Source organism: Paraburkholderia graminis, assembly GCF_003330785.1.
GTDB lineage: Bacteria > Pseudomonadota > Gammaproteobacteria > Burkholderiales > Burkholderiaceae > Paraburkholderia > Paraburkholderia graminis.
Genome location: NZ_CP024934.1, coordinates 2,508,012 through 2,531,608, shown reverse-complemented (window position 1 = coordinate 2,531,608; position 23,597 = coordinate 2,508,012). Strand labels below are relative to the sequence as shown.

Below are 23,597 nucleotides of genomic sequence, written 5' to 3'. Positions count from 1 at the left end.
CGTGCGATATCGTGTCTTCGGTAAACATACGGGCCTGCGCGTGTCTGAGCTGGTTCTTGGTACAGCCAACTTCGGCGGCCGGTGGGGGTACGGATCAGATCTTGATGCCGCACGCGAGATCGTCGACCGATATGCGGACGCGGGTGGTAACTTTCTGGATTGCGCCGACGTGTATCAGTTCGGAGAATCCGAGGAGTTTCTCGGTAAGCTCCTCTCGGGCCGTCGCGATAACTTCGTGGTTGCGACCAAGTACACTCAGGCAGCGGCGCCCAACGCGGGCGCTTTGGCGACGGGCAATAGCCGGCTCGCGATGCGCCTGTCTGTTGAGGCGAGCCTCAAGCGTCTCAAGACCGATCGCATTGACCTCTACTGGGTGCACTTTTCCGATGGCATCACACCAACGGACGAGATCGTGCGAGGCCTGGACGACCTGGTGTGCAGCGGCAAGGTGCTCTATATCGGACTGTCCGACTTCCCTGCGTGGCGCGTTGCGCGGGCGGCAACGATCGCCGAGTTGCGTGGCTGGGCGCGAGTTGCCGGCTTGCAGTTCGAGCACAGCCTGGTCGAGCGCACAGCCGAGCACGAACTGATGCCGGCAGGCCAGGCACTTGGACTTGGGATGGTGGCGTGGTCGCCGCTCGGTGGTGGACTGCTTTCGGGCAAGTACCGTCGGGGCGAGAAAGGGCGCCTTGAAGCACTGGGCGGTGCCGTATTCCAGCAGGAAAATTCCGGCCAGCGTACGGCGATCGTCGATGCCACCCTCGCGGTTGCGACCGAGCTTGGGGTCACGCCATCCGAGGTGGCAGTAGCGTGGGTCTTGCTAAAGGGTTCGCTGCCGATCATTGGACCTCGGACGAGCGAACAGCTATCGGCTACCTTGGCGCTGCAAAGCTCACGCTTGCACAGCATCACGTCGAGCGGCTGGATGATGCCAGTGCATTGGCTCCGATCTTTCCGCAGTCAATGATTGACGCGCCTGCGTACCGGCAAGCTGCGGCCGGAGGCCAGTACGAGCGCATCGTCATGCCCGAAACGCCGGCTCCCTGACAATGTCCGCCGACGTTACCCTGTATGGCGCGAAGACGGGTAACTGTCTTCGTGTGGCGATTGCGCTGGAGGAACTCGCGATCGCTCACCAGGTCGTGAAGCTCGATCTTCGGGCGGGGGAGCAGCGCACACCAGACTTCCTTTCACTGAACCCGAGTGGAAAAGTGCCGGTGCTGCGAGTTCGCTCGTCGGCGGCGCCTCCGCTCGTCCTCGCGCAGTCCAATGCGATTCTTCTTTACCTTGCGCGACGAGCGGGAGGCAGGTTGTTACCGCCCGAAACGGATGCATCGGCGCCCTTTGCACTCGAGCGATTCTTCTTTTTCGTGACTGACGTGATTGCGCCCAGCCACGCGGCCTTCTTTCTGAAGAACAAAGGGTGCAAGGAGGGGCAAGGGTTGATGGAACGGCGCAGCCTTGAGATGCTCCTTGCAAGCGAGAGGTTTCTGCAAAACGCACCGTTTATGGCAGGGCAGTCATTCACGCTCGCAGACATCGCTGCTGTCAGCATAGTGGCCGCGCAGTCGCCGTCGATCGACTGGGCGCGGTATCCGCAACTTCAGCGATGGTTCGCTGCCGTGATGGCGAGGTCCGGCGTAGAGCGTGGCATGATCGCTTTCGACTGAAGCTCAGCGTGACGGCATGCTCTGATCCGGATCTGCACCATGACGTATGGCACCGGGCGAATATCCGAAATGTGCCTTGAAGGCCCGCGAGAACGAGGAGTCCGACTGGTAACCGGCGACAGACGCTGCCTCGCTGATTCGCACACGACCGTTGCGCAGCCGGTCGGCGGCAAGGCTCAGGCGCCACCGTGCGAGATACCTGAGCGGCGGCTCGCCGACAATCTCCGTGAATCGGTCCGCAAAGTGCGACCGGGACATGGTCGCAATCTTCGCAAGCGCACCCAGTTTCCATTCATGCGCGGGATCCTCATGCATGGCCGCCAGTGCACGCCCAAGTCGTGCGTCGCCGAGGCCCCGGAGCCATCCGCTATGAGCGGGACTCTTCGCCACCCACTCGCGCAAGCTCCGTATCACCAGCAGATCGATCAGGCGCGAGATCATGAGCGCAGCGCCTGGCGACGGCTCGCTCGCTTCCAGCCGCACGAACCGCAGGATCGCGTGTTGCCATTCCGGTGTACCCGATGCGTCGGCCCGGAGATGAATGACGTCCGGGAGACCCGCGATCAATGAGCCGGCGGATGCGGATTCGAATACGAACGAGCCCGTCAGGACGCGAAAGGGCTTTTCGGCGAAGCCGCGACATTCATCGGGTCGCGAGGGTGATCCGGGCAGAGAGTCACGCGCATGGATTGCGGAGAGAACATGCGCACATCCCTTAGGTAGCAAAACAAGATCACCGGCGACTAACGTGGTCGTACCGATAGCGATCGCGTCGAGCCGGAAGGCGCCGTCCTGAATAAAGTGAAAGCGGGCGCGTCCAGCATCAAAGGGCTTGCGTTGCGCCTCGACCGTCTCGTATATCTCGATTGATTCGCCTCGTAGCCGTATCAGATCCAGAACGTCGGAAAGCACATCTTGCCGGGACAGCCTGTGTGCACGCGATTCGCGCTCACAAATGGATCGCCTCATCGCGTCGTCGCCGATCATGTCTTGCGCCTCAAAAAAAAGCGCACTTCAGGGAACGTGCGCCGCGACAAAAGAAGGACCGGTATGGAGGAGCGCTCCTTCATGCCGCAAAAAGAACAAACGCAATCACCTGCCATGGCACGCGAAAGCGATTCCACGCGCACAGTAGTTAAAAGCGTGCACAGCATAGCGGATCCAGTTGTTCGCATAAATCCGTCGATGATGAATACACATGCTGCCAGGCGCGAACAATCGGGCGAAGCGTTGCTGGTTCTGAGATGCATCGGTTGAGGGCCGGTAGAGCTACTGGTTAGCGCCTTGAAAAGTCTTGACGTATTAGATTTCACATGTAATCTAACGCCAGTTAGAAGTTGTGCGAAATCTAAATAGCCGCGTTGTCCGGTCCGCGCAATCAGTTGGTGCGCCGATTGGTCGAGACGCCGTTTCGCGACGAGGCGAACGACAACACTTTTCGAGGTGATCGAAGTTGGATACGAAAACAAGGCTGGAAGACGGCAGAACAGTTCGTCGTGCGCGATATGGCACGGTGGGCCGACGCGCCAGAACCTGGGCTGCCGCGGCCGCTGTGATCATGGCAAGCGGGGGCGCGTGGTTTCTCTACTCGCATGATGGCGGTGATAGCGTCGCCAATGCCCGACCCGTGCCGCCCCATGAGGTAACGATCAGCCGGCCGCTGGTACGCGACCTCGACACCCGACTCGGATTTCTTGGCCAGTTCTCGGCCGTCGATCAGGTGGAACTGCGCGCACAGGTAGGCGGTACGCTCACAGGTGTTCACTTCAGGGACGGCGACATCGTTCACAAGGGCGATCTGCTGTTCACCATCGATCCCGTGCCGTATGAGATTCGGCTCGCGCAGGCGACTGCCTTGCGGCGGACCGCTGAGGCGCGCCTCGTTCTGGCAAAGCAGGAGTTGGCGCGTGCACGGGAGCTTGAGCGCAATGATGCTGGCACGACGCAGAACGTCGAGCAGCGCACGTCCGAACTGAATGCTGCGCAAGCCGCACTCGACGATGCTGCGGCGCAGATCCGCGACGCCCGCTTCGATCTGGATCGCTGCCGCATCACGGCGCCGTTTACCGGCCGCATTGGCAGGCATCTTGTTTCCACCGGTAACCTTATTGCAGGCAGCCGTGGTGCAACGAGTCCGACGACATTGCTCGCGACGCTCGTCTCGCTCGATCCGGTCTACCTCGACTTCGATATGAGCGAGGCGGACTTCCAGTCGTTTTCGCAGTATCGCGGCGACGCCAAAGGGCCGATTGCAAATCGCGTCGAACTGGCGGCGGGCAATTCGACGACCTACACACGGCAAGGCACGCTTGATTTCATCGACAACGTGCTGGACCGTTCCAGCGGCACAATCCACGCCCGAGCGACGGTGTCCAATGCCGACCTGCGCTTTACACCTGGCGAGTTCTCGCGCGTGCGTCTCGCGGTGGCGCATCCCGCACCGACGCTGCTCGTGCCGGACGCATCCGTTTTACCCGACCAGTCCGAGTACCTCGTGATGACGGTTAGCACCGACGGAACGGTTGTGGCAAAGCATGTCGAGGTCGGTGAGATACGCGGGGGATTGCGTGTGATCCGCTCGGGCCTGTCTCGGGACGATCGCGTGATCGTCGACGGTTTGCCCTTTGCGGCGCCCGGAACGAAAGTGGCGACGCGCGATGGTGCGATCCGCTATGAGCCTAAACAGAACTAGCGGACAGTGAAGCCATGCGTATTGCCCATTTCTTTATCGACAGGCCGCGCTTCGCGACGGTGGTCAGTGCCTTTCTGACGCTAATTGGCCTGGGCGCGATGTTCGTGCTTCCCGTCGCACAGTACCCGGAGATCGTTCCCCCGACTGTGCAGGTGACGACATCGTATCCGGGTGCGTCGGCCGAAACGATTGCGCGAACAGTGGCCACGCCGCTTGAGCAGCAGATCAACGGCGTCGAGAACATGCTCTACATGAGCAGCCAGTCCACGGGAGACGGCCGGTTGACGGTCACGGTTACGTTTCGTATCGGCACCGACCTGAACGTCGCGCAGATGCTCACACAGAATCGGGTTCAGGATGCACTACCGCGCCTGCCCGAAGACGTCCGGCGCCTTGGCGTTCAGGTGAGGAAGTCCACACCTAGCATATTGCTGGCTGTTCACCTGTACTCACCTGACAGAACGCGCGACACACTTTATCTCTCGAACTACGCGACGTTGCACGTGAAGGACACGCTAGCGCGTCTGCAAGGCGTCGGCGACGTGCAGTTCCAGGGTGCCCGTGAGTACGCAATGCGTATCTGGATCGACCCCGACAAGGTCGCAGCCAACAATCTGAACGCGAGTGAAGTGCTCACAGCACTACGCGCACAGAACCTGCAGGTATCGGCTGGTGTCCTGAACCAGCCGCCCACGGCGGGCAGCGACGCGTACCAGATAAACGTAGAGGCGCTCGGCCGGCTGTCCACGCCACAGCAATTTTCCGACGTCGTCGTCAAGTCCGACGCACAGGGTCGCGTGACGCGGATACGCGATATTGGCCGGGTCGAAGTCGGCGCCGCAGACTACGGCTCAACCGCTTTCATGGACCGTGACAACGCTTCGACGTTGCTCATCTACGCGGAGCCCGGTGCGAACTCGCTTGCAGTCGAGCAGCAGGTTTTGTCCGCGATGCGCGGGCTAAAGAATGAGTTCCCCGCAGGAATGGACTACAAGATCATCTACGACCCGACCATCTTTATCGGCAAATCGGTCGACGAGGTGATTGTCACCATATTCGTCGCAATCCTGCTGGTTGTTGGCGTCGTCTTTCTTTTCCTGCAGAACTGGAGGGCCACGATTATCCCCGTCGTTGCAATTCCGGTCTCCCTGCTTGGGTCGTTCATCGTACTCGCCACGTTCGGAATATCGCTAAACAACCTGTCTTTGTTTGGCCTCGTGCTGGCGGTCGGCATTGTCGTTGATGATGCGATCGTCGTAGTCGAGAACGTCGAGCGCAACATGCGCTCTGGCATGTCGCCGGTAGAGGCGGCCCACCGGACGATGGACGAAGTGGGCGGGGCACTGCTGTCGATTGCGTTGACGCTATGTGCGGTCTTCATCCCGTCCGCCTTCCTTAGCGGGATTTCGGGGCTGTTCTTTCGCCAGTTTGCGGTGACGATCGCAGCATCGACTGTCATATCCTGCTTTGTGTCGCTTACGCTGAGTCCCGCCCTCTGCGCGGTGCTCTTCAAGTCGCATGAGCCGCATATCGCGTCGCACAGGGGCCTCGCGCAGCGTCTGCTACATGCGGGCTTCGATCGCTTTAACAGGGGCTTTGACAGACTGTCGTTCGGGTACGGAAACCTCACACGTCGTATCGTTCGTGGACTCACCGTCGTTCTCGCAATATACGTCGTGCTGATTGGCATTACGGGTCTTGAATTCTCGCGTACGCCAACCGGCTTTATTCCGGAGCAGGATCAGGGTTATCTGATTACCGTGGTTCAACTTCCGCCGGGCGCGGCACTCGACCGTACCGAGAAAGTGGTCCGAAATGCCATTGACATTATCCTGACGACGCGCGGAATTGAACACGTTGCCCCATTTGTTGGGCTTGACGCAACAACGTTGACCGTGGCGTCGAACTCGGGAACGATTTTTTCGGGGTTGCCGTCGCTGTACAACCACGAGATTCCGGGAGTGACCGCGAACACGGTACTGGCCGACCTGCGCAAACGCCTTTCCGTCATCAAGGACGCTTATGTGCTGACCATTCCGCCGCCTCCTGTGCAGGGTCTTGGCAATTCGGGCGGGTTCAAGATGATGCTGGAGGACCGCGCGGGACTTGGGTCGGAGGCGCTTGTGCATGCGGCGAATGCCCTTGTTGCTGCGGCCAACAGGGATCCCAGTTTTGCCGGAGTCTTTACCCTGTTCAATGCGGGGTCGCCATCGGTTTTCGCGAATATTGATCGTGTAAAGGCCGAAAAGGTCGGGCTCACACCCACGGATGTGTTTTCCGCACTGCAGGTCTATCTGGGTTCACAGTACGTGAACGACTTCAACTACCTTGGCAGAACTTATCAGGTCATTGTTCAGGCTGACGGGCAATTCCGGCATACGCCTCAGGACATTACCCGTCTAAAAGCGCGAAACCAGTTCGGTGAGATGGTGCCGGTCGGCACAGTGGCGCAAATGGAGAACCGTACGATTCCCTATCGTGTGCCTCGCTACAACTTGTATCCTGCCGCGGAAGTTCAGGGCGTCGCAGCGCCCGGCATCGCCACCGGTACAGCACTCCATCGCATGGAAGAGCTTGCCCATCAGGTGCTGCCGCAGGGTATCAGCTTCGAATGGACGGACCTGGCTTACCAGCAGCAGCAACACGGCACGCCGACGCTCCTGGTATTCGGAGCAGCTGCGCTCTTCGTGTTTCTCGTTCTCGTCGCGCAGTATGAGAGCTGGAAGCTACCGCTTGCGATCGTCCTGATCGTACCGATGTGTATTCTCGCGTCGGTCACTGGCCTGATCGCTCGCGGCATGCCCATCGATATCCTGGCGCAGATCGGCTTCGTCGTTCTCGTCGGACTGGCTGCGAAGAATGCCATCCTGATAGTCGAATTTGCGCGTCAGAAGGAGGACGAGGGGACCGCACCGGTTGACGCCGCGGTGCACGCTGCACGCACACGCCTGCGTCCTATCCTGATGACGTCTTTTGCCTTCATCCTCGGAGTGGCGCCGCTCGCGGTCGCCACAGGAGCAGGCGCTGAAATGCGCCAGTCGCTGGGAACGGCGGTGCTGTTCGGCATGCTGGGTGTGACTTGCTTCGGACTTCTGTTCACTCCTGCCTTTTATGTTTTCATCCGCAAATTTGGCCGTAAGGAGCGCACATGATCTTCACTACTGCCGTTGCTCGCGGACTAATGTGTGTTTCAGGTTCGCATAGTGAAGCTGGCAATCTTCGACACGAGCCGCATGACGGCGCCCCATATCTGCCCGAGATCAGCGGAGCGAAACCGGCGTGCCGGCGGCAGGCGGCTGAAGACGGACGTCACACGGTCATGCGCCGGCCTTCAACGAGCCTGCTCCGTGTTATATGCGTGGGCGTAGCAATCGCGACGGGCCTGGGGGCTTGTGCGGTGGGGCCAGATTATGCGGCGCCCACTACGCAGCTTGTGCCGTTCCATAACCGGGTTGAGACAAGCACCCAGCAAGCGGCCAGACCGTCTCCGCACCTCGACACCTGGTGGACCGGATTTGATGATCCAATGCTCGTAACCGTCGTTCAGCGTGCTCTTGCGCAGAACCTGGACCTTGCGGCGGCGTTTGCCCGCGTTCAGCAGGCGCGGGCGGTCGCAGCGGGGGCGGGCGCGCAGCTTCTGCCAACGCTCGATTTCGACGCGACGGGAACCGCCGAGCATCAGAGCCTGTTAAGTCCGGTCGGCACCATCGCGAAAACGTTTCCTGGCTACAGTCGCGACCAGCGCGAATACAACGTTGGGGCTACCGCGAGCTGGGAAATCGATCTGGCCGGCGGACTGCGCCGCAGCGCCGCTGCGGCGCGTGACGAAGTGCAGGCGGCCGAGGCTGAGCAACTCGGCACGCGGATTACGGTGGCCGCCGACGCCGCCGATGCATACCTGCAGGTCAGAGGGTTCCAGACGCGGCTTGCGGTGGCGCAGGATCAGATTGACACCGACGGACGCCTTCTTGAGCTTGTCCGGGTGCGGCGTCGCGCTGGCGCGGCGGACGAGAGGGAGATTGCCCAGGCCGAGGCGCTGCTAAAACAGGCAAGGTCCACTGTACCTATCCTGCGCACGTCGCTTGAGGCGCAACTAAACCGCCTGGATGTGCTGATGGGTGCGCAGCCGGGAACGTACGCGCATGAACTGTCCGTCTCCTCCACCATCCCCGCGATCCCGAAGATTGACGATAACGACCAGCCACTGGACGTCTTGAGGCGTAGACCTGACATCATCGCGGCGGAGCGGCGAGTGGCCGCTTCAAGTGAGCGGATCGGCGCGGCAATCTCGGGCTATTACCCGAAGATCTCCCTGTCTGGCGCGCTTGGCTTTGACAGCGTGAGCACCAATCACCTCTTTACCGCGGCAGCGTTTCAGCCGGTCGGTACGGGGGCGCTTCGGTGGCGTCTGTTTGACTTCGGGAAGGTGGATGCGGAGGTTAAGCAGGCGCGAGGCGCGAACGCAGAGGCGCTTGCACTGTATCGCCAGGCGGTGCTCAAGGCCGCTGAGGATGTTGAGAACGCGTTCACAGCGCTTTCCCAGACAGAGGCTCGACGGCAGGAGTTGCAGGATGAAGTGGCATCACTGACGCGCGCCCGCGACTTGTCCGAACGCGCCTACAGAGCAGGGGCCATAACCCTCACAGATGTGCTGGACGCGGACCGTCAACTCCTCGTCGCGCGTGACGATCTGGACAGCTCACGCGCGGACGCGGCGCGCGCCGCGGTCGGGGCATTTCGTGCGCTGGGCGGCGGCTGGGACATCTCCCCGGACGCCCGCGTGGCAACGAATAGTTCTCCACCGGCGGTTCCGGTCAGGTGAGATGCCTGGGCCGTTGCCTTGTTTCCTTCGTGAGCCGGGTGGTTGTCTGATACGGCGTCGACTTGGAGACGATATGGACCGGTTTCAGTCAATGCAGGTGTTCGCCAGGGTGGTCGAGCTGAACAGCTTTTCCCGTGCGGCGGACGCGCTCCGTCTTCCGCGTTCGACGGTGTCTGTTGTGGTCAGGAAGCTGGAAGCACATCTGCGGGTTCGTCTGATGCAGCGGACGACCCGACACCTTAGTCTTACTTCGGAAGGAGCGGAGTACTACAGGCATTGCATACGTATCCTGGCCGAGATCAGGGAGTCCGAAGAGATGCTTGCTAGCGCTCGGAACGGACCGCGAGGTCGGCTTTCCGTGCAGATCGCGACGGCGCTTGGAAGAATTGTCGTCTTGCCAGCCATCGACGACTTTCACAAACGGTTCCCCGATCTCGAGCTGATGATCGGTCTGGATGATCAGCCCATTCACTCGAGCGATGAGAACCTCGACTGTACAATCCGTATGGGGGAGCCTGACGACCCAGGCGTCATTCAGCGCCGGCTGTGTGATCTGGAGATAGTGACCGCTGGCAGCCCCGACTACCTTGTCCGTTACGGCGAACCTCAACGCGTGGAGGATATTCCGCAACATCTTGCAGTGCACTGCCTCTCACACGCTACCGGAAGAGTCGCGAACTTCATGTTTGACATCAACGGTGATGCGGTCGAGGTCGGCTTGCCGGCTGCGCTTTCAATCAGCGACGCGGAGAGCTGTGCAATATGCAGCGCTAACGGCATGGGACTAATTCAGGCTCCCCGGTTCATACTTGCGCCATACCTGAACTCGGGCGCACTCGTCGAAGTGCTGTCTCAGTGGCAGCCAGGGCCGATGCCGGTTGCAGCCGTGTTTCCGCACCGCCGGCAGATCGCCCTTAAGGCACGCGTCTTTGTGGAGTGGGCGGCGGAGCTATTGGAAAAAAGCCCTTTATTTCTGGGGTAACCTCGATCTTGGTAATCCGTCTTCGAGTGGCTATCGCGTCGACGCAGAGGCGCCTTTGATCGACTGATGGCCCCGCCGGTGGTGGACCCGAAAGGCGCGACGATTCGCGTCACTCCCTACGCAATGAGTGCATCTCCGACTTGCACCGGCAAGCTGGATGTTATATCAAATCTAAATTAACGAAAGATCATCGAGGTCATGAGAAAATCCAGACAGGAGGCGGCCGAGACCCGCCAACGCATCGTCGAGGCGGCGTCCAGCCGGTTTCGGGAAAACGGCATAGACGGGACTGCCGTCGCCGATCTTATGTCGCAGGCGGGCCTGACGCACGGCGGATTCTACAAACATTTCACATCGAAGGAACACGTAGTACTGGAGTCGCTACAACTCGCCGCTGGGTCGCTGCGCGAATCGATGGAAGCGTCGCTGTCGCGTTCGACCGACGTCCGAGGTCTGAATGCGGCAATCAACGACTATCTTTCTTTGGAGCATCGGGACGATCCTGGCAGCGGCTGTCCCTTCGTCGCACTTGCAGGCGAGTTGGCACGCTCCAGCGACGAGGTGCGCGACGCGGCCACCGAGGGCGTCGTGAACCTTGTCAACCTCATCGCAAGCCGTCTCACCGAACTGCCACCCGCTGCGGCAAGGAAGAAGGCGCTTGTCATGCTATCAACCATGATGGGCGCACTTACGATGGCGCGTATGGTGAACGACGAGCAACTGTCGTCGTCCATCCTCCGGGAGGCCAAGAAAGCGCTGCTGCCATGACCTTCGTGGCAGCAGCGATGTTTATGACAGGCGGCGGCCAACTTGATCGGCAATGAGGACCTGGATCAGCGGTGAGTTGTGCTATTTCGCGAGTTCGGACTAAATCGCGGCGGGTCAGGGCGACGGCACTGGCAAGATGATTTCCGACGCGATTTTCCATTGACCATCCAGATTCAGCCATTGAATGATCATGATAAACGGACGCGGAGATGGATCCTGGCCGCCGTAGCTGACGGCGATTTTCATCGGCGCATACGTCTGTGCGACTGTTGAAGAAATACCCACCACCTTTAGTTTTGCCCAGTCGGGAAACAGTGTGAGTGTGCCGGCAGCGTAGATATCCTGAAGCTTGTGCGCCACTGATTCAGATCCCCAAAAGCCGGCCCAACTTCCCTCTGCGGGATCGACGCTTTTTGCGACCAGCAGCGCTGACGGTGAGTCCCAGAACATCTTCTCTATGGCTGCAGCGTCGTGACGGTTTGCCGCCAATGTCAATTGCCGGAAGCGGTTCTTCACATCTTCAAGCGATCCATCGGGCAAAGGGTGCGCGGAGTCAAGATTCACAGGAGCCACATCCGTTTGTGCGCCGTACGTTGCACCTGCAGACATCAACGCACCGGCGAGCGCGGCCACGGCGAGGTAATTTTTTTTCATAAATAATCCTGGGGATTGCGATCCTCGCGGAGAGCGTTCAGCGAGCGGGACCATGACTGATCTGCGCGAACGCGTTGGAGCAGGGCCATTGATCAGTACCTCGGATCGAGGACGATGACGCCCTGGGCTTCCCGGCGTTCGAGCATGGCGTGCGCATCGGCCGCGCGGCTCAGCGGGAGCGTAGCCGCAACCCTCGGTCGAATCAGTCCTTGTGCAATGCCGTCTTTCAGGAAGCGCAGACCACGCAGGATAAGATCCGGGCGCTGAAAAAACGAGGGCAGATAGACTCCGGTCAGCGTTTGCGCTTTTGCCATCAACCGACGCGGCGCGAGAGGTTTGCCGGGGCCGCGCGTCGAACCGATGACAACACATCGGCCAAGCATGCCAAGGCAGGCGAAGTTCTCGTCGAAGACGTCGCCGCCGACTGTTTCGAGGATCACGTCAACGCCTTTGCCGTCAGTGAGGCTCAGGACCGATTCCGGCCAGTGCGGCGAGTCATAAGCAATCGCATGGTCGGCGCCACGGCTCAATACGAAGGCTCGGCGGGTGTCTGAACTCGCGGTCCCGATTACCGTGGCCGCACCGAGTACTTTCGCAATCTGGACCGCGAGGTTGCCGACGCCGCCGGCTGCGCCATGAACCAGCACGCTTTCGCCCGGGCGCAGCACTGTGCAAACCTGAAGAGCGAGAAATGCAGTCACGCCCTGACACGGCACGCTCGCCATGACGACGTCATCGGTATCGTCTTCGAGTTCAACGAGCATGTCAGTGCGAGCCACTGCGCGTTGCGCGTAAGCGCCCTTCGACATCAGGGCCATCACCTTGCGCCCAACCAGGTGGTCGTGCGCCTCGGTGCCGGCATTCAGCACACGGCCGACCACTTGCAGCCCGCCGACCTGAGGTAGCGTCACGCCGCCGACCTGCGTCTCTGCCCGGTTGTAGACACCCATGCGCTCCCGAACATCCGGAAAGTTGACACCGATAGCAGTGGTTTCGATCAACACTTCGCCCGCTCGCGGCTCGGGGTCGGGCAATCCGACGTACTCGAGGACTTCGGGGCCTCCGAATTTTCGATACTGAATGGCTTTCATTGAGGACTTCCTGTTTGATGGGATCATGCCTCGCCTGGGCGAGAGCGGATCGAGTCCGACTTTGCCCAGAGGGCAATGCCGAGTTGCCCTGACAGGGCGATGACGACCAGTGCCGTAGATAACATCGGCAACTGCGTAAGGCGGATGCCCGCGGCAAGGGCGAGCCCGCCCAGCGCAGCGCCGGCAGCACTGCCGAGATAGTGCGCGGAGCTCTGTAATGCGACGACGACGCCTGCTTTGTCCGGATGCAAAGTCAGCAATCTGTGTTGTTGTGGCGCCTGCGAGGACCACGCCGCGGCGCCCCACACACCAAACAGGGCGAGAGCCGCTGCGGGATAGGGCAGCGCTGGTCCCAGGGTTCCGAAAACTGTGACCATCAGAATCTGCACGACCGACATCGCCCATTCCGGGTGGCCTGTGGCGTCGATCAGCGCGCCGCAGAAGTAGATGCCGAGAACCCCGCCTACACTCCAGGCCCACAGATAAGGCAACGGATCAGTGATGCCGCCGCTCGCGCGCAGCAGCGGTGCCACGAAGGTGTAGAGCCCGATTGATGCGGCAGATGTGACGAATGAAACAGCAATGGTTGCAGCGACACGAGGGTCGACCAGTACTGCAACGCGTTGGCGAAGCGAAGGTGGTCTCGAGGCGGCGATTTCGGGCATGCGCGAAACGACGCCCGTGAATGCGATTCCACCTAGCGCCACTATCAGCCACATCGCGCTTCTCCAGCCGAAACCGTGAGCGACGATGAGACCGCACGGTACGCCGACGGCGGTGCCCAGTGCGAGGCCGCCCACGACGAGACCGAGTGCGCGGCCTCGTCGTTCCTGAGAAACCAGGCTTGCAGCAGCACTGAATGCGCTGGGACCATATAGGCCTGCGCCGACTCCGGCTGCTGCGCGCGACAGGAGCAGGACGGGGAAGCTCGTTGCGAGTGCGCTAAGCGTGTTCGCGAGCGTGAAAAGGATCAGCGCTGCGCCTAGCACGCGCCGCACGGGCTTGCCTGCCGTCAGTGCGCCAAACACCGGCGCTGCAACGGCATAACACGCGGTGAACATTGTGACCGTTTGACCTGCCACGGAGGCGGAGACCGCGAAGGTGTTGGCGATGCCGGGCAGCAAGCCCGCCATGATGTACGCGTCGATGCCAAGCGCAAACGTGCCGAGGCATAAGGGAAGAATCCTGATCAACCTGGCTCCTCGGGAATCGTTAATTTCCATCGCCATCAATAGATGCCACGCGATGCGACGCATGCACTCGGCGCCGGCATCACGATAAGATGTCAAGCATCATGCAAAATAGCACTGGTACCGGAAGTCGGAAACCCGGAAAGCATTCACATCGCTTGTGAGAATTTGCACCAATGTTCGACTGGAATGACATGAGACATTTCATCGCCCTGGCGGAGGCGGGCACTCTGTCGGGTGCGGCGCGCAAGCTGCAGGTGGATCACGCCACAGTTGCGCGGCGTATTGCAGCGCTCGAGCACGCGTTGGGAGAAACGTTGGTGGACCGCCTTGCGAGACGTTGGCGGTTAACCGATGCGGGCCTCGACGTTGCGCGCGTCGCCGAGGGCATGCAGACGCAGGCTCATGCATTGGAAATGGCGGTGCGAAGCCGTAACACGGGAGCGCGGGCGAGAGTCGTTGTCAGTGCTCCGCCTGCTTTCGCGAGCGTCTTCCTCGCGCCTCGTTTTGCCGAACTTGCTTCACGGCATCCCGAAATCGAACTGACGCTCCTGGGCACTCAGCCGATGATCTCGCTCAGTCGTCAGGAGGCGGATATTGCCGTTCGCCTGACCCAACCTACCGAACCAAGCTATGTTTCTCGCAGGATCGGAAGCGTGAGTTACGGGCTGTATGCGGCGCAGGGCTACATCAGCCGGCCATCCGGCGAGTGGCAGTTCATTGCGTACCATGCGGCACTCGATCACGTACCGGAGCAGGTATGGCTGCTTGACTTCGCGGGTGGCCGCCGCATCGGGTTCAGGAGCAACGATCTGGTGAGCCAGCTTGCCGCGGCGCGCGAAGGTCTGGGCATTGCTGCGTTTCCCCACTTTTTTGCGGCAGACGATGAACGCGTAATCGCGCTGCCTGTGGACGCAGAAAAACTGTCGCGTGATATTTATCTGATCGCCCACGTTGACATGCGACGGCAGGCGGCCGTGCGTCTCGTGATGGATTTCATTGCGGAGAAGTTCGTCAATGACTTTGACAACGGGGAGCGGTAGAACGAACAGTTCGCTGCCGCCCACCCTGAAGGCTGGTTGCGAAATGCAGCGGGTCATTCGGCTGCAAGTCAGACGGCGAGGTAGCGGCTATCGGGGAATCGCTGATGGATAGCAGACACGGTATCTATCGGCCCGATGTCGAAGCACGATGAGCAAGCGCATTGAATTGAGCAGCGGTCAGGCCGGCCCATTCCGGTCAATGAGGGTAGCGAGCGCTAGCGTCCGGCTGATCGAAGGGCGATGTCAAAGGAAGACGAAACGACCCCACGCCTTTCCTGCCATCCTGGGCAAATAAGCACGGGCGAGTCGCATACCCGCCATGACGTGTGCCTGCCAGTGACGATCCCAGCTATCGTCATCGGTATCAAAAAAATCTTTCGGTTGAAAAATCCCCAGGTTGCTTACGACGATGTCTGGCCCGACCTCGGCTTCGATCAGGCCATGACAACCGTCCGCGGTGCGAGATCGAAGGCATGGCCCCGCGCGCGCCCAAGGCGCGCAATGCCCGCATCGACTTTCTGTTTGGCGCGACCGTTTAGGACAACGTTGGCTCCGGCGTTGTTAAGCGCGCGGGCAATCGCGAAACCAATGCCTTCATAAGGGCGGTCACTACAAAAACGCTCGCACGGCAACCACTACGAGAAGCGCCGTTAGCGCTAACACTCCCAGGCGCGCCGCCTGATGATAGTTTCCCGTTCCGGGAAACTGAAAAACGTATGGGGCGGCGGTCCCGTCGGCGCAACGCGGCGAGCATGCACAGAAGCTGATTTGCACCGTGCTCAACGCTCCGTGATGTTCCAGAACACCCGGCGTTCTCAAAGGACGGTCACGGACGCTTTCGCGATAGTGATGTACTGCGGCATGTGTTCGAGACAGTGCTGGGTCGCTGTATGTCCGAAGGACTCGTAGGGGTGAAGGATTCGCGATTGATGCAGGCAACATCAGGGCCGACGCGAATCCTGCACGCGCTGCGCGGCGAGCACCGAATGCAGCGCGCCGTGGTTCGCAATGCCGCTCGCTGCAATCCAGGCTGCCGTCAATCGCTGAACAACGAAGCTTTTCTGCAACCCATTGCACGTTGGCAGACGTCGAGCGATTTGTCAGGCACCCGCGCTCTCCGTAAGAACGGCAAGCTTTGTCACGCCCGCATGCTCGATCGCTGCCATCGCCTTCGCGACCGTACCGTAAGGCACGCTCGCGTCGGCTTGCAGCGAGACGCCCGAGTTCGGGTCTCGCGCGGCGAGCGCGCGCATTGCCGCATCGAGCTGCTCCAGCGTGCGAGTCTCGCGATCCACGTAGATCTGCCCGTGGGCATCAATGCTTACCATCACCGTTTTGGTGGCCGGCGCAGGAGCGGTGGATTCCGTTTTCGGCAGCTTCACGTGCAACGCATTATTCAGCAACGGCGCCGTCACGATGAACGCGACCAGCAGAACGAGCATTACGTCGACGAGCGGAGTGATGTTGATTTCACTCAACACGTCATCGTCGTCGGATGAAGACGAGAACGCCATTATGCGAGTACCTCCTTGAGCGGGTGGGCGAGGGCGGCCTGCGCGCGCGGCACACGAAACCCGGCCTTTTGCGCGAGCGTGACAAAGTCGATTGCGAAGGCGTCGAGGTCTGCGGCGCCGCCTTTCACGCGGCGCACGAAAAAGTTGTAGCCCAGCACAGCCGGCACGGCTACGGCAATGCCAACGCCAGTTGCAACCAGCGCCTCTCCGATTGGACCGGCAACCACCGCAATGCTTGCCGACTCCGCATGCGAGATCGCCGCCAGCGCGTGGATGATGCCGAACACGGTCCCAAACAGACCGACGAATGGGGCCGTGCTGCCGATCGATGCCAGCACGGCGAGACCCGCTTCGGCGCGGCGGCGCTCCGTCTGGATCTGCTGGCGCAGATGGCGCTCGAGCAGATCATGACGGCTCCAGCTGTGTTCAAGGTCTCCCGCGCCGCTATCGTCCGCGCCGGCCAGCGCGTCGAAGCCCGCCGATGCCAGTCTGCCAAGCGGGCTGTCCGGACGGTCGAGCGCAGCAGCTGCCGCAAAGCTGGGAGCTGCCCAGAAGCTGCTGCCGTAGCGTCGGCTGCCGGCTGCCGCGCGCGTCGCCTGAAAAGCCTTGACGACGATGAGCGTCCACGTAATCACAGAGAAGATTCCGAGCAGCCATAGGGCGCCCTGTACGATGAATTGAGTCGATGAACCGGTCATGTTGTGTTCCTTTATGGATCGTAAGCGTGGTCGATGCGGGAGGAAGATGGCGCCTTACTGTGCAAGCCGGAAGTCGATCGGCACCGTCACCCAGCCGTCGACCGCCTGCTCGCCGCGCCTGGCTGGCACGAAGCGCCAGTTGCGCACGGCATCGCGCGCGGCCTCGTCGAGGACACGGCGGCCGGAGCCGGTCTGCACCGTTACGGATTCGGGCGATCCGTCGGCGAGCACGTGCACGCGCAGCAGCACGCGGCCCTGCCATCCCTGATCCTGCGCAATCTGTGGATAGTCCGGCGCAGGGTTGCGGAGGTACGCGGCGTCGCCGATCGGCGCAGTGGTGGGCGGCGTGTCGGCGTGCTGCGCGGGCGATGCCGCTGACGTTGCTGATTGCGTGGCCGGCTGAGTGGCCGCCTCTCCCGCGGGCGGCGATGTCTGCTGCGCAGTTTGCGGCGGCGCCTCGCTCTGGGTTATCGCAGGCTTCGATGTCGGCCTGGGATCGGACACCCGGTGTTCGACTGGCCGCGCCGGCACAGGAGCGGGCCGCTTCGCCTCGCGCGGCGGCTCCACGGACGGTCGTTGCGCAGCAGCTTCGACATGAGCGGCTTGTGGCAGCGCACGCGGAGCGGCGCCAAGCGTCACGGTCATCGGCAACGGTTGCGGTGGACGAGCGGGCGCGTGCGTTTGCCACGAGTGGACGAGCCACCAGAGCGCTCCGTGCACCGTGACGACCGCGATCGCCGTCAGTGCGAACGTACGATGCGCTCGAGATGTCGCCAGACGCGCGGGCGGCGATACGCCCGGTTGGCGTCCTGCCTGGTGCGCGGCTGAGCCGCCAGCCGGACGCTCAACGCTCGCAGCGGCGGCGCGTGCCTGGGCGGCTTGCTCATCGTCACGATGAGCGACTGCCTGCGCTGATCTCTGTGTCTGCGCGGCCCGGCGTACAGCGGCATAACGATGACTGAGCGCTGCACTCATCGTGCGGCTCCCGCGGGCGTAAAGGTATTAATTGACATTGATAGGTATCGTCTCGTTGCTTGACGCACGCTTCGCTTAAGGCAGGGCGCGAATCGCAAAGTCGCGAATGGTCTGGCGCGAAGCGGTCGAGCGGAAGCCAAACCAGCCTGCGTCCGGCAGCGGCCCAGCCGCCGCGAAGCACGGCTTGCCGTCGAGATAGAAACGTGTGCCCCTGCCATCGACGACGATCCGCACGCGGTATGCGTGATTGGCACGCAGCAGCCAGGGCGGAGCGGTGTATTCGGCAAGCAGGGGCCGCGACGGCGTGCCGTCGTAGTGACGAAAACGTGTGGTCGTGTTGTCGTTGCCCCCCACGCCGACGTAGTACAGCGTCAGTGAGTCGTAGTCGGTAAAGCGGCCCGAACCGCCGAACGGTGGCGCATGATCATCCTTCCTGTGTCCCGCGTGCGACGCGCTCGCGAGCCAGAACTGATTCATGTCGGACACGCGGTCGTTGGGGTCGCCGTGGTCGAGCACTGTGCGCGTGTAGCTGATTTCATAATGTCCGTTCAGACGCTGGCGAAGCCACACGGTCAGACCGCGTGTGCCGTTGAGCACCAGCGCATGCGCTTGTGTATAAACGGGCGGCTTGCTGCTCGGTGCGGACGCACGAGGCGCAGCCGAAACAGTAGGACCGTTCGCGGAGGCGGGCTCAGCTTCGACGACCCAGCGCCGGGCGTCGAACGAGGAGAAGTCGTCCTTGACGATCGTATGCTGCGCTGCCTGAAGCGGCGCGCAGGCCAGCAGCGCGAGCGCCGCGATGGGAATGTTGCGCACGTCCTGGAATCCGTCACGTTGCAGGGAAGTTGTTCAGACGAAGCCGCATTCGCGGCTCATATTGGACATGTGCAACGGGACTCAAGAAGCGTCAGTGCCCGTAACAAAAATTAGCTGAAAACGCTGACATAGTCGCCGATTCGCGTCAGCTCGACGGGGGCGCTGTCCGCGACCTGAGTGAGCGCTCGCGGAATATCGCCAAGAAGAAAGACGCCGCTCACGCGCAACTGGTTTGCCCCTCCAGTCACACGGATCACACCGGAGTCATAGCGATTGAAGACATCGACAAGCGCGGGCAACGGCAGGTTGTCGGCGACAAAGATGCCACGTGTCCACGCGCTCACGAGATCGAAAGGCTGCGCAAACCTCGTTAATCCTGCTTCGGTGAACGCGACGCTTTCGCCCGCCGCGACGTAGACGGGCGTGCGGCCAGGCTGGGAAATGCGCGCTTCGCCCCGGCCAACGGACACGACACTATGCCGATGTATGCGCCCGACGTTAAGCGCACCGCCGTCTGCTTCGACCACGCCGTGTACGGTCTCGAAGCGCCCGGGCGCACCGGCCCGCGACGAGGGCATTTCAACCAGCACCTGGCCTGCGGACACGCGCAGCGCGCGGTCGCTCGGCGCGGCTATGCGGTACACGCGGCTGCCCGCATCCATCGTCATGCGCGAGCCGTCGGTGAGACGCACGGTGCGACGCTGACCGATCGGGCTGCGCCAGTCGGCATCGAGCCCGAGCCGGTGCACACCGTCGCGCACCGTGGCGAAGCCGAGTACGGCGACCATGCCGCCGAACCCGGCACGCAGCAGCCTGCGACGTTTCCCGGATGGCACGCGCAACGCGTCGGCGACAGCTGCGCGTTCAGCCGGCACCGCAGGGCGCATCCGCGCGAGGCGCGCCTGCAACGCTTGCCACGCGCGGGCGTTGGCTTCGTCGCTGCGCCATGTGTCGAAGGCGGCCTGTTCGTGCGGACTCAGCTCTGCTTCGCGCAGCCGGACCTCCCATTCGATTGCGGTGCGCTCGGCCGTTTGCACCTTGGCCCCGGCAAGCGCGCTCATGACACCTCGCAACACAGCGCCAGTGCCTGTGCAACGTACTTGCGCACCATGCTGACCGAGACACCGAGTCTCGCCGCGATGTCCGCATATTTCATGTCCTCGTACTGGCTGAGGATGAACGCCTCGCGAGCGCGAGCGGACAGGCGTTGCAGGGCGGCGTCGATCAGCAGGATGTCCTGCACCGCTTCAAGCGCGACTTCGGGTGCCGGTGCCACTGGCTCCGGTGCGAGAGCGAGCCGCGCAAGGTAAGCGCGTTCAATGTCGCGGCGCCGCCAGTGCTCGAACGTCAGGCGTCGCGCGATCGTTGTCAGCAGCGCGCGAGGCTGACGAATCGCACTGACGTCCGGATACCCTGCAAGTTCGGTGAAAGCACTTGCGGCGAGGTCTTCGGCGTCGCTGCTGGAGCCGACCAGTCGATGCATGCAACTGGTGAGCCAGCCATAGCTGCGGCGGAATTCGTCGCTGAGAAAACGTTCGCGCATGAGCGCCGGACTGATCAGCGTATCAGCGTTGCCGGTGCGATCGGCGCGCAAGCTTTGAGATGGGATCGCCATAACGTTCAGGCTTGACGCGCTGCGCACAACGCGTCTTGAGCAAGGTGAGCAAATGCGGGAGCGGCAATTCTAAGTTGCGCGTCGCGTCGCCCAAAGCACCGTTTCTCGAATCGTTATCAGGTTCGTTGTGCTGCGTATTCCACGAATCGATTGCTCTGAAACGCGTGAAATGCAGCAAGTCCACGCGTCGCTCGCTGACGCTTTCGCACCCTGGCTGCACATGTCCACCGTCGCCATGTGACAGACGCGCGCCGGCCACTGGCCATAGGCGCCGCGGCTCCACGAGTCGATCAACTTGAAAAGCAACTGTACAACGACAGGGATACCGTGAAACGACCAGGCAAAAACGCGCGATGCGGCGCGTCACCGCGAGCGACCATCAGAAGCGGCACAACGTTGTGCACTCTTGCAACCGCGCTCGTTTTCTCCAGTGGCGTTGCACTCGCACAGAGCACTGCGACGCACTCCTTCCATCTTTCGGCGCAGCCGCTCAACCGTACGTTGCTGTCCATCGCCGCGCAGAGCGGTGTGCCGCTCAGCTACGATCCGCATATCGTCGAGAATCTGGTTGCTGCGCCGGTGGACGGCCAGCTGAGCGCGCAGGGCGCGATCGCTCAGGCGCTTAAGGGAACGGGACTCGAAGTCGCGGCAATCGACAACCGCGCGCTGACTGTGCGCCGCGTGCAGGCTGCCGTGTCGACAACGGAGGGAAGCGGCCCAAAAGCTGACCGGCCAAAACGGCCGGTGACCCAGTCAGCAGGCACCGCCGGGAAGACGACGGAGCTCGGCACCGTGACGGTGAGTGCAACTCGCCAAGCGAGAAAGGAGGACCCGCAGCGCGCGCCTACTTCCAGTTACCGGGTGACGGGCACGGAGCTGCAGCAGCAGCGCATCACGTCGCTGGCGGACCTGCAACAGATCGTGCCGGGACTGAACGTGCAGACCACCGATCCGTCCGATACGCAAATCACCATTCGAGGAATCGGCGACGGCGGAGGGCAGATGAGCGGCGAGCAAAACATCGGCATGCCGAGCAGCGTGGCGGTTTATCTCGACAATGTCTATCTGCCGCGGCCCGGCATGCTTGCCGGCGCGCTCGCAGATGTCGATTACGTCGACGTGCTGAGCGGCGCTCAAGGTACGTTGTTCGGCGCGAACTCCACCGGCGGCGTGGTCGACGTCCACACGCCGCTGCCCAGGTTCAAACTGACCGGCTCGGAGAGTCTGTCGATCGCCGAGCGCGGCACCGTAATGAATCACACGATGTTATCCGGCCCGATTTCGGATACGGTGGCGGGCCGCATTGACTACGCGCACGCCAGCACGGATGGTGACGTCACAAATGTGATCAACGGGCACACGCTCAACGGAAACTCGAGCAACGCGCTGCGGGGCCAGTTGTTGATCAAGCCCAACAGCCGGTTCAGCGTGCGCCTGAGCGCCGACTACGACAACGAAAACGGAACGCCGACGCCAGTGACGTACTCGTCGAACTCCGTCAACGGCGTCAACAGTTTTCTGACCCATTCGCAGCGGGTTGGCAACGAGGTGGTGTACGGCGGCAGCGGTCACACCGTCGCACTGGACGACGAAAACAGCTTCCATCTCGTGCAGGGCGGCGCCTCCGCCGAAGCGAACTACCGCTTTGACAACGGCTACAACCTGCGCTCGGTAAGTTCGTACCGCTACTTCAGCTACGTTCCTTCCACCGCCGACAGCCTGAGCGTCCCGATCTACGCAGACAGCGGCACGCAGTTTCTCGACCGCTCCTGGTTACAGGATTTCCGCCTCGATTCGCCGCGCGGCAAGTATTTCGATTTCGCGCTCGGCGCGACCTATATGGGTGAGAACCAGTCGACCCAGGCCTTTACGCGCTACGGTCACAGCGCGCTGCCCAACATCTACTACGATTCCACTATCTATAAAGGTCTCACCGTCATTCGCGATGGCACGTTGCACGACGAAATGTGGTCGGGTTTCGTGCAAGGTACGTTTCACGCGACGCCTCGCCTCGATATCACCTCGGGCGTGCGTCTCACGTATGACAAGAAGGGCGGCCAGTTCGTGCGGTACAACAAAAACGCGTTCGATTCGGGCTACATGACTCAATACAATACGCTGCCGTCGGCGACGCTGAACTTCAAGTACCTCATCTCACGCGACGTCTCCAGCTATCTTGCACTGTCGTACGGCGAGAAGGCGGGCGGTCTCAACGTTTCATCGGGCGCGGCCGCGAAGGAAGGCCTGGACTCACTCGTGATCCGGCCAGAGCGCACGAAAAGCGCGGAGCTGGGCATCAAGGGCACGCTGTTCGATGGCACATTGAACGCGAAGGCTGACGTGTTTCTCACGTACGTGAACGACTTCCAGACGCAAGGGTATGACCCGTCGACGCAATCGACATATCTGACGAACGCGGGTACGTTCCGCTCGCGAGGCGCTGAGTTCTCGCTGCAATACACGCCCGATGATCACTTGCTGCTGCAAACGTCGGCCGTTTATAACGACGCGCGCTATCTCAACTATCACCCGGCGATCTGCCCGCCGGAAGTCACGCTTGGACCAGGGGGCTCCTCGGCTGTCTGTGACCTGACCGGGCATCAGGTGTTCAACGCACCCAAGCTGACTTTCAATGCGACGGCGCGCTATACGTGGCATACGCTCAGTGGCTTGACGTCATTCGTCAGCGCCCGCTATTCATATCGCACGTGGGCGTTCGGCACCGTCGACGATTCGGCGTTCACACGCATTCCGGGCTACGGGCTCGTAGCGCTCTCGGCGGGCACCGGAGGCAAGTTCAATCGCGGCAGTTGGACCGCCTCGGTATGGGTGAATAACCTGTTCAACAAGACCTATTACCGTCGTCTGGTCGAGAGCGATTATGGTTCTGTGATCGGCTGGATCGGCGAACCGCGTACGATCGGCGGCACGCTCACGTACCAGTTCTGAGGCCACACTGCGCCGGTATGACCGACTCATGCGGGTGGGTCACGCAGCGAGCCGTTGACCATCATGGTGGCTCGAGCCTGGCAGCCGGGCCGCCACTCCGATGCCGCGAGGGTGCCCG

At 61.6% G+C, this 23,597-nt stretch carries 18 protein-coding genes and 2 pseudogenes; 10 read left to right on the top strand and 10 right to left on the bottom strand.

Annotated features, from left to right (window positions below; translation table 11 throughout):
• The first annotated feature begins 1 nt into the window (after position 1).
• Positions 2–1,047, top strand: a pseudogene (locus CUJ91_RS11205) (aldo/keto reductase).
• Positions 1,048–1,049: 2 nt separating this feature from the next.
• A complete protein-coding gene (locus tag CUJ91_RS11200) occupies positions 1,050–1,670 on the top strand; it encodes a glutathione S-transferase family protein (RefSeq protein ID WP_114156220.1) in 621 nt (206 codons plus the stop codon).
• 3 nt (positions 1,671–1,673) lie between these two features.
• On the opposite strand, the gene CUJ91_RS11195 is transcribed toward CUJ91_RS11200, so the two are convergent.
• Positions 1,674–2,657: an AraC family transcriptional regulator gene (locus tag CUJ91_RS11195; protein ID WP_114156219.1), complete on the bottom strand. Its 984-nt coding sequence runs from the start codon at positions 2,655–2,657 to the stop codon at positions 1,674–1,676.
• A 526-nt stretch (positions 2,658–3,183) separates the two neighbouring features.
• On the opposite strand from CUJ91_RS11195, the gene CUJ91_RS11190 reads away from it, so the two are divergent.
• From CUJ91_RS11190 to CUJ91_RS11170, 5 genes are all read left to right on the top strand, one after another.
• The gene (locus CUJ91_RS11190; RefSeq protein WP_244230937.1) at positions 3,184–4,362 is read left to right on the top strand and encodes an efflux RND transporter periplasmic adaptor subunit; all 1,179 of its coding nucleotides are present in this window, start codon (positions 3,184–3,186) and stop codon (positions 4,360–4,362) included.
• A gap of 14 nt (positions 4,363–4,376) precedes the next feature.
• Positions 4,377–7,514: an efflux RND transporter permease subunit gene (locus CUJ91_RS11185; RefSeq protein ID WP_107706588.1), complete on the top strand. Its 3,138-nt coding sequence runs from the start codon at positions 4,377–4,379 to the stop codon at positions 7,512–7,514.
• A gap of 167 nt (positions 7,515–7,681) precedes the next feature.
• Positions 7,682–9,184: an efflux transporter outer membrane subunit gene (locus CUJ91_RS11180; protein ID WP_165919796.1), complete on the top strand. Its 1,503-nt coding sequence runs from the start codon at positions 7,682–7,684 to the stop codon at positions 9,182–9,184.
• A gap of 73 nt (positions 9,185–9,257) precedes the next feature.
• Positions 9,258–10,166, top strand: coding sequence for a LysR family transcriptional regulator (locus CUJ91_RS11175; protein ID WP_161966574.1), 909 nt, complete (start codon positions 9,258–9,260; stop codon positions 10,164–10,166).
• A gap of 198 nt (positions 10,167–10,364) precedes the next feature.
• Positions 10,365–10,934, top strand: coding sequence for a TetR/AcrR family transcriptional regulator (locus CUJ91_RS11170; protein WP_006051409.1), 570 nt, complete (start codon positions 10,365–10,367; stop codon positions 10,932–10,934).
• A gap of 114 nt (positions 10,935–11,048) precedes the next feature.
• Here CUJ91_RS11170 and CUJ91_RS11165 read toward each other — a convergent pair whose 3' ends face one another.
• The 3 genes from CUJ91_RS11165 to CUJ91_RS11155 form a co-directional block, all read right to left on the bottom strand.
• Complete coding sequence (locus tag CUJ91_RS11165; protein ID WP_107706591.1) at positions 11,049–11,588, bottom strand: hypothetical protein; 540 nt, start codon at positions 11,586–11,588, stop codon at positions 11,049–11,051.
• A gap of 92 nt (positions 11,589–11,680) precedes the next feature.
• A complete protein-coding gene (locus CUJ91_RS11160) occupies positions 11,681–12,622 on the bottom strand; it encodes a quinone oxidoreductase family protein (RefSeq protein WP_244230936.1) in 942 nt (313 codons plus the stop codon).
• A gap of 80 nt (positions 12,623–12,702) precedes the next feature.
• Positions 12,703–13,908 (bottom strand): MFS transporter, encoded by a 1,206-nt coding sequence (locus CUJ91_RS11155; RefSeq protein ID WP_244231008.1) that lies wholly within the window; start codon positions 13,906–13,908, stop codon positions 12,703–12,705.
• A gap of 155 nt (positions 13,909–14,063) precedes the next feature.
• Between CUJ91_RS11155 and CUJ91_RS11150 the strand changes: the two genes are divergently transcribed.
• Both CUJ91_RS11150 and CUJ91_RS34810 read left to right on the top strand, forming a co-directional pair.
• Positions 14,064–14,912: a LysR family transcriptional regulator gene (locus CUJ91_RS11150; RefSeq protein WP_181324798.1), complete on the top strand. Its 849-nt coding sequence runs from the start codon at positions 14,064–14,066 to the stop codon at positions 14,910–14,912.
• Positions 14,913–15,703: 791 nt separating this feature from the next.
• A pseudogene (locus CUJ91_RS34810) lies at positions 15,704–15,879 on the top strand (IS5/IS1182 family transposase); the annotation flags it as partial.
• A 133-nt stretch (positions 15,880–16,012) separates the two neighbouring features.
• On the opposite strand, the gene CUJ91_RS11135 reads toward CUJ91_RS34810, so the two are convergent.
• The 6 genes from CUJ91_RS11135 to CUJ91_RS11105 form a co-directional block, all read right to left on the bottom strand.
• On the bottom strand, positions 16,013–16,426 hold the full coding sequence (locus CUJ91_RS11135) for an ExbD/TolR family protein (protein WP_107706595.1): 414 nt from the start codon (positions 16,424–16,426) through the stop codon (positions 16,013–16,015).
• Positions 16,426–17,124, bottom strand: a complete 699-nt coding sequence (locus CUJ91_RS11130; protein ID WP_107706596.1) for a MotA/TolQ/ExbB proton channel family protein — start codon at positions 17,122–17,124, stop codon at positions 16,426–16,428. Before CUJ91_RS11130 ends, CUJ91_RS11135 begins: the two co-directional genes overlap by 1 nt.
• A gap of 54 nt (positions 17,125–17,178) precedes the next feature.
• Positions 17,179–17,628 (bottom strand): energy transducer TonB, encoded by a 450-nt coding sequence (locus tag CUJ91_RS11125; RefSeq protein WP_244230935.1) that lies wholly within the window; start codon positions 17,626–17,628, stop codon positions 17,179–17,181.
• A gap of 546 nt (positions 17,629–18,174) precedes the next feature.
• Positions 18,175–18,915, bottom strand: a complete 741-nt coding sequence (locus tag CUJ91_RS11115; protein WP_107706599.1) for a DUF6250 domain-containing protein — start codon at positions 18,913–18,915, stop codon at positions 18,175–18,177.
• A 110-nt stretch (positions 18,916–19,025) separates the two neighbouring features.
• Positions 19,026–19,976 (bottom strand): FecR family protein, encoded by a 951-nt coding sequence (locus CUJ91_RS11110; protein WP_114156216.1) that lies wholly within the window; start codon positions 19,974–19,976, stop codon positions 19,026–19,028.
• The gene (locus CUJ91_RS11105) at positions 19,973–20,530 is read right to left on the bottom strand and encodes a sigma-70 family RNA polymerase sigma factor (RefSeq protein WP_244230934.1); all 558 of its coding nucleotides are present in this window, start codon (positions 20,528–20,530) and stop codon (positions 19,973–19,975) included. The genes CUJ91_RS11110 and CUJ91_RS11105 overlap by 4 nt, the downstream gene beginning before the upstream one ends.
• A gap of 396 nt (positions 20,531–20,926) precedes the next feature.
• Between CUJ91_RS11105 and CUJ91_RS11095 the strand changes: the two genes are divergently transcribed.
• Positions 20,927–23,479: a TonB-dependent receptor gene (locus CUJ91_RS11095; protein ID WP_153067627.1), complete on the top strand. Its 2,553-nt coding sequence runs from the start codon at positions 20,927–20,929 to the stop codon at positions 23,477–23,479.
• The last annotated feature ends 118 nt before the right edge of the window (positions 23,480–23,597 follow it).